The organism is uncultured Rikenella sp., from assembly GCF_910577125.1.
GTDB lineage: Bacteria > Bacteroidota > Bacteroidia > Bacteroidales > Rikenellaceae > Rikenella.
This window is the reverse complement of sequence record NZ_CAJTMN010000017.1, coordinates 1-17,132: the sequence shown is the minus strand read 5'-3', so window position 1 is coordinate 17,132 and position 17,132 is coordinate 1. Positions and strand designations below refer to the sequence as shown.

At 60.4% G+C, this 17,132-nt stretch carries 13 protein-coding genes; 6 read left to right on the top strand and 7 right to left on the bottom strand.

Translation table 11 applies throughout. The features are described from left to right. Positions 1 to 37: 37 nt before the first annotated feature. The 4 genes from QZ292_RS03505 (at position 38) to QZ292_RS03490 (ending at position 5,532) form a co-directional block, all read left to right on the top strand. Entirely contained in the window at positions 38 to 2,461 is a 2,424-nt protein-coding gene (locus tag QZ292_RS03505) for an ABC transporter permease (protein WP_294597907.1), read from the top strand. 37 nt (positions 2,462 to 2,498) lie between these two features. Further along, on the top strand, positions 2,499 to 3,572 hold the full coding sequence (locus tag QZ292_RS03500) for a DUF2807 domain-containing protein (RefSeq protein WP_294597904.1): 1,074 nt from the start codon (positions 2,499 to 2,501) through the stop codon (positions 3,570 to 3,572). 29 nt (positions 3,573 to 3,601) lie between these two features. Next, positions 3,602 to 3,769, top strand: coding sequence for a hypothetical protein (locus QZ292_RS03495; RefSeq protein ID WP_294597900.1), 168 nt, complete (start codon positions 3,602 to 3,604; stop codon positions 3,767 to 3,769). A 791-nt stretch (positions 3,770 to 4,560) separates the two neighbouring features. Continuing rightward, a complete protein-coding gene (locus QZ292_RS03490; RefSeq protein ID WP_294597897.1) occupies positions 4,561 to 5,532 on the top strand; it encodes an ROK family protein in 972 nt (323 codons plus the stop codon). A gap of 87 nt (positions 5,533 to 5,619) precedes the next feature. On the opposite strand, the gene QZ292_RS03485 is transcribed toward QZ292_RS03490, so the two are convergent. Then, entirely contained in the window at positions 5,620 to 6,705 is a 1,086-nt protein-coding gene (locus QZ292_RS03485) for a BF3164 family lipoprotein (protein WP_294597894.1), read from the bottom strand. Continuing rightward, complete coding sequence (locus QZ292_RS03480) at positions 6,689 to 7,822, bottom strand: 6-bladed beta-propeller (RefSeq protein WP_294597892.1); 1,134 nt, start codon at positions 7,820 to 7,822, stop codon at positions 6,689 to 6,691. The genes QZ292_RS03485 and QZ292_RS03480 overlap by 17 nt, the downstream gene beginning before the upstream one ends. 447 nt (positions 7,823 to 8,269) lie before the next feature. On the opposite strand from QZ292_RS03480, the gene metG reads away from it, so the two are divergent. After that, positions 8,270 to 10,366, top strand: a complete 2,097-nt coding sequence (metG, locus tag QZ292_RS03475; protein ID WP_294597890.1) for a methionine--tRNA ligase — start codon at positions 8,270 to 8,272, stop codon at positions 10,364 to 10,366. Here the strand turns inward: metG and QZ292_RS03470 are convergent. The 5 genes from QZ292_RS03470 to radA all read right to left on the bottom strand — a co-directional run bounded on the left by QZ292_RS03470 (position 10,318) and on the right by radA (position 16,783). Next, positions 10,318 to 10,866, bottom strand: a complete 549-nt coding sequence (locus QZ292_RS03470; protein WP_294597887.1) for a CvpA family protein — start codon at positions 10,864 to 10,866, stop codon at positions 10,318 to 10,320. The two genes, metG and QZ292_RS03470, sit on opposite strands and share 49 nt — an antisense overlap. A gap of 330 nt (positions 10,867 to 11,196) precedes the next feature. Then, entirely contained in the window at positions 11,197 to 12,183 is a 987-nt protein-coding gene (gene ftsY / locus QZ292_RS03465) for a signal recognition particle-docking protein FtsY (protein ID WP_294597884.1), read from the bottom strand. A gap of 12 nt (positions 12,184 to 12,195) precedes the next feature. Further along, entirely contained in the window at positions 12,196 to 13,812 is a 1,617-nt protein-coding gene (locus QZ292_RS03460; RefSeq protein WP_294597882.1) for an ATP-binding cassette domain-containing protein, read from the bottom strand. Between the two features lie 603 nt (positions 13,813 to 14,415). After that, complete coding sequence (locus tag QZ292_RS03455; protein ID WP_294597881.1) at positions 14,416 to 14,643, bottom strand: DUF6485 family protein; 228 nt, start codon at positions 14,641 to 14,643, stop codon at positions 14,416 to 14,418. Positions 14,644 to 15,394: 751 nt separating this feature from the next. Then, positions 15,395 to 16,783 carry a DNA repair protein RadA gene (gene radA, locus QZ292_RS03450; protein ID WP_294597879.1) on the bottom strand — a complete coding sequence of 463 codons (1,389 nt, stop codon included), beginning with the start codon at positions 16,781 to 16,783 and terminating at the stop codon, positions 15,395 to 15,397. Positions 16,784 to 16,958: 175 nt separating this feature from the next. On the opposite strand from radA, the gene QZ292_RS03445 reads away from it, so the two are divergent. Then, a complete protein-coding gene (locus QZ292_RS03445) occupies positions 16,959 to 17,108 on the top strand; it encodes a hypothetical protein (protein WP_294597877.1) in 150 nt (49 codons plus the stop codon). Positions 17,109 to 17,132: the final 24 nt, after the last annotated feature.

The window sequence follows — 17,132 nt, the reverse complement described above, 5'->3', positions numbered from 1 at the left end:
GATGATTCATCCGAATCATCCTCCAATCCTCCATCGCATGATCCGAAACTATCTCCTCCTGACCTTCCGCCGTCTGGAACGGCACAAACTCTTCTCGGCGGTCGATCTGCTCTCGCTCGCCGTGGGGATGGCCGTCGCGGTGCTGATCCTCAACTACGTCGTTTTCGAGCGGAGCTACGATTCGATGCACCCCGACGGAGAGCGGCTCTACCGGGTCGAAGCGCAATTCTACGAAGGCAGCACCCTGACCGACGACTGGGGCACCTCCTCCTACGGCTACGGCCCCGCCATGAAGCGGCACATTCCGGGCGTCGAGGAGTTCGTGCGGTTCGACATCCACGGCACCGAACAGATCGTCCGCCACGGCGACCGGCAGTATCGCGAGAACAGCGTGACGGCCGTCGACCCCGCGTTTTTCGACCTCTTCGGTTTCCGGCTCCGGGAGGGCGACCCGGCCACCGCTTTAGTCGGGCCGAACCGGGTGGTCATCACCCCCTACGCCGCCGCGAAATACTTCCTCGGCAAAGACCCCATGGGCCAGACCCTGCGCTTCCACTCGCCGGAGGGAGAGCTGAGCTGCGAGGTGACGGGCATTCTGGAGGAGATGCCGCGCAACTCGCAGCTTCAGTTCGACTTTTTCCTCTCGTGGAAGAGCCTGCCCGCCTGGCTGGACGAGTTCTGGTACCGGCACGAAGTCTACACCTACGTCCGACTGGCCCCGGGCGTCGATCCGCGGGCAGTGGAGAAGGCCTTCCCCGAGATGGCGGAACGCTACAAGAGCGACGAGGCGCTGCGGAACAAGACCTGGTGCGTGTCGCTGAATCCGGCGGCCGACGTCCACCTGACCCCGTGGAAAAAATACGAACGCGAGGCCAAAGGAAACCGGGCGGCGGTGACCACCCTGACCCTCGTCGCGCTGGCGATTCTGGCCATCGCATGGATCAACTACATCAACATGGCCACCGCCCGGTCGCTGGAGCGGGCCCGCGAGGTGGGCATCCGGAAGGTCTCGGGCGGCACGCGCCGCCAGCTGATCGGCCAGTTCCTGCTGGAGTCCGCCGTCATCAATTCGGCCGCCCTGCTGCTGGCCGCGGGAGCCGTGGCCCTCTTCGGGCCGTGGTTCGACCGGCTGACCGGCCGCGAAATCGGCTTCGTGATGCTCGACCGGCCGGCGTTCTGGATCGCCGGCGGAGGCATCTTCCTGCTCGGCGTGCTGCTGTCGGGCGCCTATCCGGCCTTCGTTATCTCGAACGTCCGGCCGGCCACGATCCTGAAGGGGAAATACATCGGCACCGGCCGGGCGGGAGCCGTGCGTCGCTGCCTGACCGTCCTGCAATTCACCGCCTCGCTGGTGCTGATCGCGAGCACCTTCACCGTAGACCGCCAACTGGCCTACATGCGGGCCCAACCGTTAGGGGTGGAGACCCAACGCATCTTCGCCATCCGCTATCCGGGCTCGATGTCCGACCTGCCGGAGCGGATGAAGGCCTACAAACGGGCCCTGGAGGGGCGGAAAGAGGTGGAGCGGGTGACCCTCTCGAACGCCGTGCCGGGGATGGAGGTGGCGACCTTCCTCTCGAACCGGCTGACGAGCGACGCGACGAAACAGAACCGGCTGTACGAGATGCTGGTGGCGGACGAGGACTATATCGCGACCTACGGACTGGCGGTGGTGGCCGGACGAGGCTTCGGCGCGGAGTTCACGGGCGACGAGAACCGGATGGTCGTCAACGAAGCGGCCGTCCGGGCGCTGGGATTCGCCACGCCGGACGAGGCGGTGGGAAAGTTCGTGACGGTCGAAACCCGCGAAGACCGGCCGATGGAGATCGTCGGCGTAGTGAAAGATTATCACCAGCAGGGGCTGCGGAACGGCTATACGCCGATCATGCTGATCCGCGAGAGTGCATTGGGGTGGCTGCCTCAGAAGTTCGTTTCGGTGAAATTCGCCGAAAACGCCCCGATCGACGAACTGCTCCGGACGGCAGAGACGGAGTGGCAGCGTTTCTTTTCGGAATCGACCTTCGACCGCTTCTTCATCGACCGTTTCTACGACGCCCAATATCAGGAAGAGAGCCGTTTCGGACGGGTTTTCGCCCTGTTTTCGGGCCTGGCCCTGTTCGTCGCGGTGGTGGGGCTGTGGGTGATGGTGCTCTTCTCGACCAACCACCGACGCAAGGAGTTAGGCGTGCGCAAGGTGTTCGGCGCGACGGGGCTCGACCTCTTCCGATCGTTGTCAGCCGAGTTCGTCTGGCTGATAGCGGCGGCTGTGGCGATCGGCATCCCGCTGGCGTGGTATGCCATGCAGAGCTGGCTGGCCCGCTACCCGTTCCGGATCGGGACCAGCTGGTGGCTCTTCGCCGTGCCGGTGGGGATACTGGCCGCCGTGACGCTGGCGACGGTGGGCAGCCGGATTCTGATCACGCTGCGCGCCAATCCGATCCGCTCGCTGAAAGCGGAATAACCCTTCATTCGATTTTGCATCTAAACCTGTAAGCCCTATGAGACACACCCTGAAACTCGTTTTTGGCGCGACCGCCCTCCTCTCCGGCCTGCTCGGCCCCGCCGCGGCTCAGGAGGCGCCGCAGACACGCACCCTGACCTGTTTCGAAGGCGAGCCGATCCGCGAGATTTTCCTCGCGGGGAACTTCGACGTAGAGATTCGCCAAGGAAACCCGGCGGGAATCCTGCTGGAGATTCCGGCCGATATCCCTGCCTGTCCGACCGCTCCGGATGAAGAGCGAAGATTTATATCATCCGCCAGTACGGCCGAAAACCTGTCGGATACCCTACGTTATTCGTTGAAGCAGGGAGTCCTGCGGCTTTACAATACCCGTCGCGTCCCCTTGCAGAACAATCGGAGCATCTTCGCCCATGCAAAATCCGGATTTCAGGCCCGGGCCGTCATCACGGTCGATGACCTGCACAAACTAAGCGCTGCCAGCCACGGAGAGATCCGTTTGGGGACGATACAATTCCAAAATGCCGAATTCGTCTGCTTCAACGGAACAGAGGTGATCGGCACCGACCTGAGGGCTACCGGCAGGCTCTCGATTTCGGTCTTCAACAGCGCGAAATTCGAGGGCAGCCTGTCAAACACTCCGGAGGTCAGCCTGAAAGTTTTCAACAATGGAGAAGCGAATATCCGCGTCGGCAACGTCGACCATCTGGAGGGCACGGCGTTCAACAACGGCGAGATTCGTGCGGCGGGCGAAGTCCGCAGCCTGACTCATCGGTCGTATAACAACGGGAACTTCGACGTGACGCAGCTGACCGTGAAAACTTCGCCGGAAAGCGAACCCGACCGGACTGCGCAATCACACGATAGCGATGCGAAAGCAGATATTTTCCTGTCGCCCGGCGCCCGGTTCGGCATCGGGAACACCTCCCGGATCGTTACGGCAGCACCGCAAGGCATCCGGCTACATCGACCCGGGCCGGACGACACGGCGGTTCCGAAGGCCGGGAAACAACGCGTCATCATGCTGGAACCCGGAGCCTCGATCCAGCTCCCCGAGGGGACTTATCGGGTGACGGAAGAGAACAGCCTGATCGTGCTGCACAAAGAGTCCTGACCGCCCCGGGCTTCCGCGACGGGGGCAATATGGGAAAAACGGGAGCGCCAATAGGTCCCGGCAATTACGGTTACAGCTGGTCTTCGACGATCAGCGGCATGAATGGCAGATATCTGGATTTCGGCACGCAACGCCATCTCGTCAATGCCCAAAACGGCCGTGCCCACGGTCTTCAGTTGCGTTGCCTCTCGGAATAAACGGTGGCGGAGGCGGCCATAGCGATACGCAGTATCGCTCCGTCCCGCCGGGGTCACCCGGACGCCGCCCGCGCAGGGCAGTTCTATCCTGTTAGGGTAGAGGCGGCCAATTGGGAGTGCGGCACGCACCGCCCGCCCGGCGGAAGGGCAGTTCTATCCGGCTCAAAGCTCAACAGTCGCCCGCACGCCTAAAAGGGCATATTCTGTTGGTTGGCGTTAGGCCAACCAACGAGAATTGCCGCGGGCGACTCAAAAACGCATTAACAAACCCGCGCGCCGACGCCTTAAGAAGCGATTCAACTCTTTTCGGCGATGAGCCGAAAAAGAGAGAATCGCCCAAGGCGCGCGAAACGCGGCAGAGCGGGAGCGGAGCCGCAGTGAGGCGGGCACGAGGCGGAGAATTGGGCTGTGTATGGAGCTAAGCTTAGGGCCGAGAGCGAGTAGCGCGATTCGCAGAATCGCCGGGCTTGCGCGCTGGGCCTGCGGCCCACCCCCGGAGCGCGCAGCCCGAACCCGACAGACCAAAGCCTGCTCTTGCGATTCCCAGAACCGCACGGGCCGAAAGCCTCCCCAAGCGGCGGGCCGCAACTTTGCAGGGCTCGTTTCCGGCCACGCTGGCTCCGACCCACGCCCAATATACCGCTAAAATCTCCGCCCGGTCGCCCCCGGCACACCCCCCGCATCGTCTCCTTCCGCCCCCATCGGAAAAAGATTTCTCCCCCTGCGAGACGTCATTTCACAAAATATTCCTATATTTGGATATCCATACGATTTTCAAAAACTTACATACCATGAAGCAATTAGCAGTAGGCATCGACATCGGAGGGACAAATTCCGTTTACGGTCTCGTAGACCGCGAGGGGAACATGTACGGCGAAGGAGTCGTGCCCACCAAGAAATTTCCCGACTTCGACCAATACCTCGAAGAGCTCTACATCGGCATCCAGGGCCTGATGAAGAACCTCGACGGCGAGTTCGAAATCATCGGGATCGGGATCGGAGCGCCGAATGCCAACTACTACAACGGTACGATCGAATACGCCGCCAATCTGATCTGGGAAGGCGTCATTCCGTTCGTCGAAAAGATGAAACGGTACTACCCGACCATTCCCGTGCTGATCACCAACGACGCCAACGCCGCAGCCATCGGCGAGATGGTCTACGGGGCGGCGAAAGGGATGAAAGACTTTATCGTCGTCACCTTAGGGACGGGACTCGGGAGCGGTTTCGTGGCCAACGGACAGCTGGTCTACGGACACGACAGCTTTGCAGGGGAGCTCGGGCACGTCATTGTCAACAAGACCGCCAGTGCACGGGTCTGCGGATGCGGGAGAAAGGGATGCTTGGAGACCTATGTGTCGGCGACGGGGATTAAGCGGACGGCATTCAAGCTGCTGGCCGACCACATCGAAGACAGCGAATTCCGGAACATCAGCTACAACGACCTGACCGCCGAGATGATCACCAAGGCGGCGCTCAATGGAGACAGACTCGCTATCGAGGCGTACGAGTACACCGGGATGATTCTGGGACAGGCCTTGGCGGACGCGGTGACCATCACCTCGCCGGAAGCGATCTTCCTTTTCGGCGGGTTGGCAAAGGCCGGGAAGTACATCTTCGAACCGACCAAGAAGTATATGGAGATGCACATGCTCTCGAACTTCAGGAATAAGGTGAAACTGCTGCCGTCGGGGATCGACGGAAAGAACGCGGCGGTGCTGGGGGCTTCGGCCTTGATCTGGCAACAACTGGAACGGGAATAAGAAAAGACTCCTCTTTGTCCTCACAAACGCACAGGGGCTATGCCGTCGAAGCATAGCCCCTGTGTTATTCAGTTCATCGTGTATCACTCAACGCTGATTCCCCCACACGACCCGCCGAACCTGATACCCCTTGTCGGTAGCTTTGATCAGATACAGCGCCTCGCCTTCCGCCCCGCTCACGATCCATCCCACCGGCACATCGAGCCGAACCTTACGCACCGGTTTCCCCTCGTGCGTGAAGACATAGACGACATCCGACTCCCGCGGCCAATCCCGCCACGGCCTCCGATCGCTGTACAACAGATAGAAATAACGATCGTCCGACGTCGCCGACAACACCCCCTGCACATTGTCCGGGTCGAAACGCACCGTCGAACGGGAACCCGAGGAGACACCCGAGAACACCGGCATTTCGAACAAATACTCCGCCGTCTTGACCGGCACGGAATCCGTCCGACAATCGAAAAACTTCCAGACCGCCCCCTGTCTCGACGTAGCGACAAAATGTGAACCGTCCGGCGAGACCTTCACATTCCCATTATACCCCAGCGCCATTTCCGCCGGGGTCAATCCCGCAGTCGCCGTCGTTTCCGGATAGGCATCGAACCCCTTAACCTCACACAATGAGCTGTCAGTCAAAAAGAACTGACAGTCGGGACGGGAAGACTGATACCCCGTCGACACGAATCGGCCTCCGCAAATCGGATACCGGCCATACCCGTGCCCATCCGGAATCTCGCTCACAGTCCGCACCTCCAGAGGCACCGGAGTCTGCCGCAACCCGGCGCGATCGGTGATCGCCAGTTTCCGGTCGCTGCCCGAATAGACATATATCCTGCCGTCGCAACAATCCACCCCGTCCACCTGCAGGATTTCATTATTCGCCCGTCCTTTATGGAGGAATGCGCCGACCCGTTTTTGCGAATCCAGATCATAAACCGTCACCTGCGGATCGGTAAAGAAGTTCCCGATCAAAAGGCTATTGTCCAGACAAGCGATATAAATCGGTTCGACCATCTCCCGCTCGTCGAAGTCCATCCGCTCGGTTGTACAGGGCACCTCTCGTCCCTCGAATAATTCTTCCACAGACTTCGGCCGGTCGTCCGGCCCGCCGCAGGAGGCCAGCCCGACCGCCCATGCGGAGAGACTCAAAACGCTAATCTTCCAGTTCATAAATCATCAATATCGGATTTTCCAGCTCCCCATTCGCCTGCAACAACGAATCCACCTGCGGCGTCACCGTCATCCGCCCCATCCCCGCCAGCGCCTGCACCCGCTCCGGTATCAGCTGAAGCACCAGCCGACGGCTCTGATACTCCATCGGCACATAGCCCCAGAACTGCCCCTCGACCCCGTCTCCCACCGCTATCGACTCCACCTTCCGGGCCGTCCCGTCCGCTAAATCGATCAGGAAATAGTTGCCGAACGTCCCGATCAGCAACCGGTCACCCACCTGACACGGCCGCGCCGCATGGAAAACAATCCCCTCCTTGCTCGCTTTCAGAATCACATCGTAGTCGTCCAGCCCCTCCGTGTATCCCGCCGGCATGTTCCCCGCCCCGAAGTCGAGCCGGAAGACCGCCCGCGGCTCCCCGTTCGTCCGATCGACGCGATAGACCCGGTTGTCGAACGGCCGGCTGATCCACAGCACACCGCTGTCCGCCGCCGTCAGAATCGCCCCCGCCGTCACCGCCGCCGGCCACTCCTCGAACGGCAGAAAATCCACCCCGTCCGTCCCGTCTTTCGTCAGCCGGGCGATCGTATACCCTGAGGCTCCTCGGTTTGCGGGCATCACGCCATAGACCCTGCCATCGACACCCCCATACCTGATCCCCTCCAAGAAGCAATACCGACGCGCCACAGGCCGCTCTCCGAGAAAATCTCCGGCCCGGTCGTAATACATCAGCTTGTTCGGCTGGTCGGCATAGAGCACCAGCGTATCCCCCGCCAACGCCACGCCGCTCAGCCGCACATACTCCCGCGGCCCCTTGCCGGCCTGCCCCACCTGACGGATAAACTGTCCGGTCGTATCGAACAGATAGACGTAATTCTGTTTCCGGTCGAAAATCACATACCTGTCACGCCAATCGAGCAACTGGCTGATACTGCCCAGCATTCTCCCGCGCAGCATGACATACGAGGGATTCCGGAACAGTCGTCCGGCGGCCGTATCGGCCAAGGGCGCTTCGTCCATCGACAACCGAACCGTGGGCACCTGCGCCTCATCGGCATCCGACGCACTCCGACCGCACCCTGCCGCCACAGCAGAACTAAACCGACAACCAAACAACTACAAAAATGTCTCATACAGAGAACAATATTACATGAAAGGTTTCTAAAAAACAATCGAATTCTTCTCCTCACCCTGAAAATACGTTATATTTGTATGTTGAGTTTTGTGCCTTGCATAACTGGAGGGTACTGTTCTTTTTGTGAACAAAAAGAACCAAAAAAACTTTAGAGGATGCTCACGCATCCTAAAGCTACCGGCAGCCCAACTTTCGGACTTTTCTTTGGGCCGGGGATTCTTCCGGGCGCGTATAAGGCGGTAATTACCCCAACGCGCCCGGAGAACCCCGACCCAAAAGCAATTGCAGAGACTGAGGACTGCGGAGCCTAAGGAGTAGCGTAGCTAACTAAAAGTTCTTTGCGCCGCTTTCTTGAAAGAAAGCGGCAGTTCCAGCCAAATCAGCACAAGACCACCTAACCAAAACATACGGCTATATAATCATTCGAGATGAAGCAACCGAAACGATATTTAGTGACCTCCGCCCTGCCCTACGCCAACGGCCCCGTGCACATCGGGCACCTCGCCGGCGTTTACGTACCCTCCGACATCTACGTCCGGTACCTTCGCGGACGGGGAGAAGACGTGATTTCGATCTGCGGATCGGATGAGCACGGCGTGCCCATCACCATCAAAGCCAAGAAAGAGGGCGTGACCCCTCAGGACGTCGTGGACAAATACCACGGGATTATCAAAGACGCCTTCCGGCGGTTCGGAATCAGCTTCGACATCTACTCCAGAACCAGCAGCCCGACCCACGCCCGCACCGCCTCGGACTTTTTCCGGAAGCTGTACGACCAGGGCGACTTTATCGAGCAGACCACCGAGCAATATTACGACCCCGAAGCCCGTCAGTTTCTGGCCGACCGGTACATCACCGGCACCTGTCCCAAGTGTCAGAGCGAAGGCGCATACGGCGACCAGTGCGAGAAGTGCGGTTCGACCCTGTCGCCGACCGAGCTCATCAACCCGAAATCTGCGATCACCGGAGCCACGCCGGTGCTGCGTGAGACCAAGCACTGGTTCCTGCCGTTGGATCGGTACGAAGCATTTTTGCGACAGTGGATTCTGGAAAGACACTCGGCCGCCGGCGAAGGCGAGACCTGGAAGAGCAACGTTTACGGCCAGTGCAAGAGCTGGCTGGACGGAGGACTGCTGCCTCGCGCCGTGAGCCGCGATTTGGACTGGGGGATTCCCGTACCGGTTCCGGGGGCAGAGGGGAAAGTGCTCTACGTCTGGTTCGACGCCCCGATCGGATACATCTCCGCCACCAAAGAGCTCTTCGCCGACCGTGGCGACGCGGAGGGATGGCGCCCCTACTGGCAGGACAGCGAGACCAAACTCGTCCACTTTATCGGCAAGGATAACATCGTCTTCCACTGCATCGTCTTCCCGTCGATGCTCAAGGCACACGGAGACTTCATCCTCCCGGAGAACGTCCCCGCCAACGAATTCCTGAACCTCGAAAACGACAAGATCTCCACCTCGCGGAACTGGGCCGTGTGGCTGCACGAGTACCTCGACGAATTCCCCGGAAAGGAGGATGTGCTGCGGTACGTCCTGTGCGCCAACGCGCCCGAGACCAAAGACAACGACTTCACCTGGCGCGACTTCCAGGCGCGGAACAATAACGAGTTGGTAGCGATTTTCGGCAACTTCGTGAACCGGGCACTGGTCCTGACCCACAAATATTTCGGAGGGAAAGTGCCGGCCGCCGGCGAGTTGACCGACTACGACCGGGAGATCATCGCACAACTTCCGGCGCTCAAGGAGGCCATCGAGCAGAACATCGAAAACTACCGTTTCCGCGAGGCCTTGAAAGAGATGATGAACCTCGCGCGGCTCGGAAACAAATACTTAGCCGACACCGAGCCGTGGAAAGTCGTCAAGACCGACGAAAACCGTGTCGCGACCATCCTGAACATCGCTTTGCAGATCACCGCCTCGCTGGCGATCGCTGCAGAACCGTTCCTGCCGTTCACGGCGGTCAAGTTGCGCGAGATGTTGCGCCTGCCGGCTTCGGAATTGAAGTGGGACAACATCGGTTGCCTGACCCTCCTGGAGCCGGGACACGAGCTGGGCCAAGCGGAACTGCTGTTCGAAAAGATCGAGGATTCGGTCGTCGAGGCCCAGCTGGCCAAACTCGCCGCCACCAAGGCTGCGAATGCAGCGGCCAATGCGACGGTCGCTCCGGCGAAGGACGAGACGGTACAGTTCGACGACTTTGCGAAGATGGATATCCGCGTCTCGAAAGTCATCGCAGCCGAACCGGTGCCAAAGACCAAGAAGTTGCTGAAACTGACGGTAGATACGGGATTGGATACGCGAACGATCGTCTCGGGCATTGCGGAATACTTCACCGCCGAAGAGATGGTCGGGAAACAGGTGCTGGTGCTGGTGAACCTCGCGCCGCGGGTGCTTAAAGGGATCGAGTCCCAGGGCATGATCCTGATGGCGGAGTCGCCCACGGGCGCATTGTCGATCGTAGCGCCGACGGACTACGATTCGGCAGCCGGAGAGGTTCCGGCCGGTTCGGTCGTCGGATAAAGGTCGTTCGCCGCGGCCTTGACCCCGCCGACGATATAAGGGAACACATATTCTCCAACCCCTTTCAAGAGGGAATAACTACGGGCTTCGTTCGCCGTTCGGTCGAACGAAGCCCGATTTTTTTCAGACAGACACGGCCGGATCGCCTCCAGCGCCATCACCGCCAATGCCGCCAGCAGCATCCCTTTCGCCACGGCAAACAACGCTCCCAGCACCCGCAGCGGCCCGGCCAATCCCCCCGCCCTCAGCAGTCGCGTCACCAAATGGCTGAGCAGTATCACGCCAATCATCACACCGATGAGCACCACGACGAAGAGCACTTCAGCCGGCATCTCTTTCAGGTCGAGCCACTGCCCGATAGCCTGCGAGAAGCGGTAGGCCACCCATACCCCGGCCACGACCCCCACAATGCCACTGAGCTGGACCAGGATTCCGCTGCGCCAGCCGCTCCACACGCACCACACGAGGATGATACAAGCTATGATATCGATGACATTCATTTCCCAAAGAGGTTGTTTCCGCCCGATCCGACAACCGGACGGCCTGCACGGCGCGAGACAATACCCCAGCGCGGCCCGCCCCGGGCTTCCGCGAAAGATCCACTGGCGAACCGAGCTACGTCGGTGGCGGCGGATACAGTTGGTCGTCCGCCACGAGCGGCGTCTACGGCCTGGATTTACTTTTCCATTCGCAGTACCTCGGCGTCAACTACTCGGACTACCGCGCCTACGGTCTTCAGTTGCGTTGCCTCTCGCACCCACAGGGTGTTTTACTACCAGCCTCGACCCCAGACAACCGCTCCGCCACGGTAGCACCCCACCCCCCCCCGATCACCGGTCTCCGAAAAGAGAAGCCACGAACCGGGCCCCGTCGAACACCTGCAAATCGTCGATCCCCTCGCCCACACCGATATACCGCACCGGAATCCGGAACTGCTCCGATATCCCCACCACGACACCCCCCTTGGCCGTCCCGTCCAGCTTGGTGATCGCCAGCGAAGTAATCTGCGTCGCCGCCGCGAACTGTTTCGCCTGTTCGAACGCATTCTGCCCCGTCGAACCGTCCAGCACCAGCATCACCTCGTGCGGAGCATCCGGCACCACTTTCTGCATCACGTTCCGGATCTTCGTCAGCTCGTTCATCAGATTGACCTTGTTGTGCAGCCGCCCCGCCGTATCGATAATCGCCACATCCGCCCCCGCCGCTTTCGCCGCCGAAAGCGTGTCGAAGGCCACCGAAGCCGGATCCGCCCCCATCTGCTGCTTCACCAGCCGCGCCCCCGCCCGCTCGGCCCACACCTCCAGCTGGTCGATCGCCGCCGCCCGGAACGTGTCCGCCGCCCCGAGGTAGACCCGTTTGCCCGCCGCCGTGAGCCGGGCCGCCAGCTTGCCGATCGACGTCGTCTTCCCCACCCCGTTGACCCCCACGACCATCAGCACGAACGGATTGCCCGCCGCATCCTTCTCGAACAGCATCCCCAGGTCGGACGACGAAGTCGCCGCCGGCGCCTCCGCCAAGAGCGCCGTCACCTCCTCCCGCAGAATCGTGTTCAACTCCGCCGCATTCAGATACTTGTCCCTCGCCACTCTGGCTTCGATACGCTCGATGATGTGCAGCGTCGTATCCACCCCCACATCGGCCGTAATGAGAATCTCTTCGAGCTCGTCGAGCACCTCCTCGTCGACCCGCGATTTGCCCACCACCGCCCGCGACAGCCGGGAAAAGATCCCCTCGCGGCTCTTCTCCAGCCCCTGTTCGAGCGTCACCTGCTGCGCTTCGCCGGCGTCTTTTTTCCGGAACAGATCGATTATACTCATAATGAAATCGGATTACTGGTACAACGCATCCAACTGCGCCCGGATCTTTTCGCTCAGGATATACTCGTCGTACTCCATATACTTGTCCACCATCCCGTTCGGCGTGATCTCGATGATCCGGTTCGCGACCGTTTCGATGAATTCGTGGTCGTGCGACGTCATCAGGACGATCCCCGGGAACGAGACCAGCGAGTTGTTGAAGGCTTGGATCGACTCCAGGTCGAGGTGGTTCGTCGGCGAGTCGAGCACCAGCGTATTCGGATTCTCGATCATCATCCGGGCGATCATGCAGCGCATCTTCTCGCCCCCCGACAGGACGCTCACCTTTTTGTAGACCTCCTCGCCGCTGAAGAGCATCTTCCCGAGGTAGCCCCGCAGGAAGAGTTCGCTCGTGTCCGGCGAGTACTGCGCCAGCCAGTCGATGATCGAGAGGTCGGAGTTGAAGAAGGCCGTATTGTTGACCGGCAGGTAGGCCGACTTGATCGTCACCCCCCACTCGATCATCCCCGCCTCCGGCGCGAGGTTGCCCGTGATGCACTCCAGCAGCGCCGTCACCGCCCGCGGTTCGCGCGAGAGGAAGACCACCTTGTCCCCCTTCTCGATCGTGAACGAGAGGTTGCGGAACAACGTCTCGCCGTCCGGCGTGGAGTAGGTCAGGCCGTCCACCGCCAGAATCTTCGTCCCCGGATCGCGCTCCGGCTGGAAGATAATCCCCGGATACTTCCGCATCGACGGTTTGATCTCTTCGATCGTGAGTTTTTCGAGCATCTTTTTACGCGAAGTGGTCTGCTTCGACTTGGCGACGTTGGCCGAGAAGCGCTGGATAAACTCCATCAACTCCTTCTTTTTCTCTTCGGCCTTTTTGTTCTGCTGGGCCTGCTGCCGGGCGGCCAGCTGGCTCGACTGATACCAGAAGCTGTAGTTCCCCGCGAAGAGGTTGATGTCGCTGTAGTCGATATCTATGGTGTGCGTGCTCACCGCGTCGAGGAAGTGGCGGTCGTGCGACACCACGAGCACCGTATTCTCGTAGTTCGACAAGTAGTTTTCGAGCCACATGATAGTATTGACATCCAGGTCGTTGGTCGGTTCGTCGAGCAGCAGGTTGTCCGGTTTCCCGAACAGGGCCTGGGCCAGCAGCACGCGCACCTTCTCCTTGGCATTGAGCTCGCCCATGAGCGAGTAGTGCAGCGACTCCTTAATCCCCAGCCCGCTGAGCAGTTCGGCGGCATCGCTCTCGGCATTCCACCCCTCCATCTCGGCGAACTTCTCCTCCAGCTCCGCCGCCCGCAGCCCGTCTTCCTCCGAGAAGTCCTCCTTGGCATAGATCGCGTTCTTGGCCTGCATAATCTCCCACAGCGGCTGGTGCCCCATCAGCACGGTGTCTAAAACAGTATGCTGGTCGAACTCGAAGTGGTCTTGTTTCAGGACCGAAAGCCGTTCGCCCGGCCCGAAAGCCACACTCCCCCGCGTCGGGTCGACGTCGCCGGCAAGGACGCGCAGGAAGGTCGATTTCCCCGCTCCGTTGGCACCGATCACCCCGTAACAGTTACCGGGCGTAAACTTCAGATTCACGTCTTTGAACAGGACGCGTTTGCCGAATTGGACTTCTAAGTTGGATACCGTAATCATTTGTCAATTAGAGCTGTTTCGATGATTCGGCCACCTCGCCCCACCGGGGCGCGGGTGTCCGTAAAACGTATGGAGGGGCAAAGATACCCAAAATATCCGGCAATCGACCGACGGGGCGAACGGCGATTTTTTATTTCTTTGCGGTATCGGGATCGGAGCACACGGGTTCCGGAGTGCCGGAGCGTATGCGTTCCGGCAGGGCGAACGATAAATTCAGCGTCCCACTGCCCCCTCTTTTTCCTCCTCGGTTACACCAGGCGGGGGGGGGTAGTTATTTGCCGCGACGGAGGGCCTCCGCCCCGTTTCTCGAAAGGGGCCCGCCTCCGCCGCCCATCGAGCGGCCGCTCACAACACGCCGCCGTGCGCGGTTCCCGCCCCGGGCTACCGCGACTTCGGTCGTACGGGCTGGGAGGGCATAGCAAGGAACATCGGCAACAACGGGTACAGTTGGTCGTGTACGCCGGTGACGGGCGACGTCACGGTGCGGTATTTGGACTTCAACACGCAGAACCTCAACCCCAGCAACGCGCACAATCGCGGCCACGGTTTTCAGTTGCGTTGCCTCTCAGGATTTATCGCGCTCCGATCCCTTTTATTTCCGCCCTATTTTTCGGTCGGTTTTTTCCACCACGCTCCGCGTTCGGCAAACGTGGCGGCCAACCGCTCGATCGACCGGTCGTGGGTCAGTTCGACGTCTTTCGGGAAAAAGCAGGCCGGCAGCTGCCCCCTGCTTCGATGATGCGCCACACACTGGCAGCAGTATCCGTGACGGGCGCACCCCGTCGCACTGCACGGACAAGCCGTATTCCGCGGGCCTTGTTGACATTCCATATCGTTATATTTCTATCGATTAGTCCTTTAAAAATTCGTCCGCCCCGGGCTACCGCGGTGCCGGTTCGGGCGGGCCGGGTGATGTCGGTAGCCAAGGATACAGTTATTCCTCTTTGGTGAACGGCCATTACGGAGTATGGTTAGAATTCCGTCCAGCCTTTCTCGAGCCCAGCTTTGCATACCGTCGCGCCTACGGTCTTCAGTTGCGTTGCCTCTCGGAATAAACGGGGCGTGTCGTAGAACCGCGCGGGCTGAAAATCCATCGCAGTGCGGCGCCAGCGGAGGCGCAATGAGCTCCGTTGAGTTGCAGCCCGCCGCCGGGGGTGGCGACGGACTGCGCGACTCTGCGAGTCGCAAAAGCTCGCCCCAATTCTCCGCCTCGTATCCGCCTCACTGCGGCTCCGCTGTCGCTCCGCCACCTGTCGCATTTTTCCCGCGCGCTGGCGGAAATCCTATTCCAAACACGCATCTCGCGTTCGGATGATTTCCTACTCCAGCGGTCGCGCGCGGGATGAGCTTCGTTCGCATTTTTCTCGCGCGCCTTGGGCGATTCAACTGTTTCGGCGATTAGCCGAAACAGTTGAATCGCCCAAGGCGTCGGCGCGCGGTCAAGCTTCGACTGCGCTCAGGCCGCGCGGGCCCCACGTCCCGTGGACAGGAAATGCTTCGCATTTCTGCGGCAGCCTCTACCCCATTCTTTGACCACGCACCTCACGCTCCGCAAAACTCAGGGATCGGCACACATCCGTTCCTACCGATTCCCGAAGACCCGCCGGGCCAGCTCGTCCACCCGGCTCACATAGACGATTTCAATCCCCTTCGGCACATGGCTCAGCGCCTTGCGCGCATACCCCGACACCACGATGGTGCGGAATCCCAGCCGCGCCGCCTCCGTCACCCGCTGTTCCGTCCGCGAAGCCGGCCTCACCTCGCCCGACAAGCCCACCTCGCCCGCGAAACAGATATCCGTATCCAGCGCGATGTCCAGCCCCGACGAGATAATCGCCGCGATGATCGCCAGGTCGAGCCCCGTATCCGCCACCCGGAACCCTCCGGCGAGGTTCAGAAAGACGTCCTTCGTCCCGAGCTTGAACCCCACCCGCTTTTCGAGCACCGCCAGCAACATGTTGAGCCGTTTGTAATCCACCCCCGTCGCCGACCGCTGCGGTGTCCCGTAAGCCGAAGAGCTGACCAGCGCCTGCGTCTCGATCAGGAACGGCCGCACCCCCTCGATCGTCGCCCCGATGGCGATGCCGCTCAACGGCTCGTCATAGTGCGAGACCAGGATTTCCGACGGATTGTCCACCTCGCGCAGCCCCTCGTTCCGCATCTCGAACACACCGATCTCGTTGGTCGCCCCGAAGCGGTTTTTGATGCTCCGCAGGATGCGGTAGGCGTTGTTGCTGTCCCCCTCGAACTGGAAGACGACATCCACGATATGTTCCAGAATCTTCGGCCCCGCAATCGCCCCCTCCTTCGTGATATGGCCGATGATCAGCACCGGCACTTTGGTCTCTTTGGCATACTTGAGCAGCATGGCGGCACACTCGCGCACCTGGCTGACGCTCCCGGGCGAAGACTCGATCCGTTCGGAGTACAGCGTCTGTATGGAGTCGATCACCACCAGTTCCGGCGTGTTCTCGGTCAGCTGGGTGATGATGTTCTCAAGCGACGTTTCGCTCAGAATCATGCACTGTTCGTTGAGTACCCCGATCCGGTCGGCGCGCATTTTGATCTGTTCGGGGCTCTCTTCGCCCGAGACATACAGAATCGGGGAGTTCTCCATCCGCACCGCGATCTGGAGAGCCAGCGTCGATTTTCCGATCCCGGGTTCACCGCCCAGCAGCACGAGCGAGCCGGGCACCAATCCGCCGCCGAGCACCCGATTGACCTCCTGATTGAGCAAGTCGATCCGTTCGAAGGCGGCACGCTGTACCTGATGAACGGGAATCGGCCGGTTCCGCTCGCCCGACCCGGCGGAAAGACTGAAGAAATTATTGGTAGTCAGGGGTGTACTTTTGGCGGCGACGATCTCTTCGGTATAGGTATTCCACTGTCCGCATGCCGGACATTTGCCGACCCATTTGGGCGACTCGTTGCCGCAGGCGGTACAGAAATAGCTTTTTTTCAGTTTGGCCATAATCTAAGAAAAGCGGGATTGGGTTTCGACAAAGATAGCGAAAGAGAGGCCATGTTCTACGGAACGGTTCCGTTTGTCCGGAGTTCGACCGACCGGAGGGATACGATGGAATCGGCGGCCGATCAAACCGCCCTTTTACCCCGCCCCGGGCTGTCACGGCGGCAACGAGGGCGCGTTGTGGAACGGCGGCCGCTGCGGGTACAGCTGGTCTTCGGCCGCAAGCGACATCAACGGACTGGATTTGTACTTCGGTGTGGGGTGGCTCTATCCGAGCAGCACGTATTACCGCAGCTACGGTTTTCAGTTGCGTTGCCTCTCGGAATAAACGGTGCGTGTCGCACTCACAATT